This window comes from Dysgonomonas sp. Marseille-P4677, from assembly GCF_016652235.1.
Taxonomy (GTDB): domain Bacteria; phylum Bacteroidota; class Bacteroidia; order Bacteroidales; family Dysgonomonadaceae; genus Dysgonomonas.
This window is the reverse complement of the sequence record NZ_JAEPKU010000253.1, coordinates 1-1899: the sequence shown is the minus strand read 5'-3', so window position 1 is coordinate 1899 and position 1899 is coordinate 1. Positions and strand designations below refer to the sequence as shown.

Genomic DNA, 1899 nt, shown 5'->3' with positions numbered 1-1899 from the left:
GGTCGAGGTAAGCAGTTCCCGCTTCATTGGTATAGGTGCGGGTATGGATATAGTTCTGGTTGACGCTGACCGAAGTATTGGTTCCCGCATAAGGATCGCAGGTTGCCGGGTTGACTGTCATGGTCAGGGATTTGGTCGCATCGGCTGCAAAACTGAATCCGGGCAGCAGGCGGATACTCTGACAGGCCAGTTCGCTTCCGCCTGTAGTGCGCGGTGTTTCCAAGGTGATATTGCCTTGTCCATATGCAATAGTGATGGTACTAATGCTTAGTAAGATATTAAGTAGATAGCGTTTCATGGTTGTACGGTTTTTAGTTGCCGGTTCTCTTGTTCTAAGGCTTGGATGCGTTTGTCTTGATTGATCACGTAGAGGGCCAGTTCTTCTATCTTTCGTAAGAGCCTGATCTGCATATCATTCAGATTAAATCCATTTTCCTGCATCTGTTTTTCGGATGGGATATCAGGCAGATGCCTGTTCTCTTTTTCGAATATTTCCACTTCCGAAAGTGGTTTCAGACTATAAGACGGAGAGAATACGAAATCAGCGCCGTCGTTAATTTTTATTTCCACTTCTTTAGCAATTATTTTTCCTCGAACATCTAATTTGGATTGGGGGGGTAAAGTGCCTAGTCCTATATTACCATCTTGATCTGTTGCCAACATATTTTTTTTTGTAAACCAATGTGTTGCATCAGTTTTTCCTTCTGGATTATATCTTACAATGTCAATAGGTTTTGCTAATGTTATTTGATCCAGAGGCCCATTAATTAACCAAGATTGGACAAAAAGAGATACATAGCTAACATTTATCTGGATAACAAAATCATATTTTGTACCATTTTTATAGACTTTTAGTTCATAACCACTGTCAGACCCTCCAGTCTTGTTTACGTTAATAATGTTAGCTGATCTCGTAGTTATGGAATATGAACTTGTACCTGAAGAAGTACCTGTGAAAATTCCACCGAAAACATCTAATTTTAATTTTTGATAGACACTTCCACTAGCTTCGGCTAGTGAACCTACATAATAATGTCTTTGGTCTGGATTAAAAACATGACTGATTATATAATGCCCCTGTCCCATGACGGATATTCCAACAAGAAAGAATAGTATAGTTATTATGTGTTTTTTCATAATTATCTTTTTTCTAATTCAACAACTCTCTTTTCTAATTTTTCATTCTTCTTTTTCAGATCTATCACATATAAAGTTAACTCCTCGATCTTCTGTAAGAGCTTAGCTTGCATTACTCCTACATTGATACCATTCTCAATTACTTCTCTTTCGGATGGAATATCCGGTAAATGTCCTTTGTTATTGATATGCTGCTCTACCGATTGTAGGGATGGTAATCGATAATATTTGGCAAAAACGAAATCAGACCAACCTGTAGCTTCGATTTTGACTTCTTTGGAACGAATTACCCCCGCAACTTCTAGTTTATAGGTTGGGAATGAGATTCCGATTCCTATATTACCTTCCGGTGTTATACGCATCCGTTCTATCAGATCAGCAGTGCCTGTATTTATTCCTGATGGATTTGTATAAAATGCTAATGCTGTTTTCTGAATCAAAGCATTATTCTCCTGATGTTTATTAAATCTTAAGGCCGCAATACGGGCTCCTATCTGGTCTTGAGCAACATCTCTGTAACCTGAAAAGTCTAGGTTATATTGCGCAGCCAAGGCACCTAAGGGTACTAATTTATTGCCTATATCATTAAGCTTGCCTATTCGTAAATTCCCTCCACTAGCATTCGAAACATGGAGATTGCCGTTTATAGTCTGATTTTGAGAGAATACAACAGTTGTAAGTAGAACAAGTATTATTGATAATATGTATTTTTCATAGCTATATTTTATTGGTTTTGATAATGATAATCGTACGTTTGGATTG

Annotated in this window: 3 protein-coding genes; all 3 read right to left on the bottom strand. The window is 38.0% G+C overall.

Annotated elements, in window-relative coordinates; all coding sequences use genetic code 11:
- The coding region (locus JGH11_RS19850) for a hypothetical protein (RefSeq protein WP_201114675.1) at nucleotides 1–298 on the bottom strand (298 nt) is incomplete at its 3' end.
- Complete coding sequence (locus tag JGH11_RS19845; protein ID WP_201114674.1) at nucleotides 295–1137, bottom strand: hypothetical protein; 843 nt, start codon at nucleotides 1135–1137, stop codon at nucleotides 295–297. The genes JGH11_RS19845 and JGH11_RS19850, both read right to left, overlap by 4 nt.
- Before the next feature lie 2 nt (nucleotides 1138–1139).
- Nucleotides 1140–1899 (bottom strand): hypothetical protein (locus tag JGH11_RS19840; protein WP_236264254.1); only part of this gene is annotated, 760 nt, incomplete at its 5' end.

Coding starts and splice junctions, on each gene's coding strand:
- JGH11_RS19845 (WP_201114674.1), bottom strand. CDS start 1,137: ATGAAAAAACACATAATAACTATACTATTCTTTCTTGTTGGAATATCC.